This is a genomic window from Shewanella sp. AS16 (assembly GCF_021412365.1).
Classification (GTDB): domain Bacteria; phylum Pseudomonadota; class Gammaproteobacteria; order Enterobacterales; family Shewanellaceae; genus Shewanella; species Shewanella salipaludis.
The window spans coordinates 1-284 of sequence record NZ_JAKCLK010000376.1; the positions used below are offsets into that span (position 1 = coordinate 1).

The window sequence follows — 284 nt, forward strand, 5'->3', positions numbered from 1 at the left end:
CCTGACCTTATCGTTGATAGTAAAAAGTATCCCGCCAGCCTTAAGTTAAACTTCGGCGGTCAGAAACGATGGCAACCAGAGAAACCGCCTTCTGTGCCTGTTCCAGCACCTCGCTGTAAGGCGCTCTGGAATCAATCTCAAGAATTTTTGTGCCGTTATAGCCAATCGTCGACATAACACCGATTTTGTCCTGCAGCTCGGCATAGTCATGGTCAGGCTTGCGGGAGATGGCAGTATCAATATCAATCCCCAAGCGAATGATTAATTCAGGACGGTATTGCGCC

At 48.6% G+C, this 284-nt stretch carries 1 protein-coding gene; it reads right to left on the minus strand.

Annotated features, from left to right (window positions below):
• Nucleotides 1-40 precede the first annotated feature (40 nt).
• On the minus strand, nt 41-284 hold a 244-nt coding region (locus tag LZP73_RS20730; RefSeq protein WP_326490387.1), incomplete at its 5' end, for a hypothetical protein.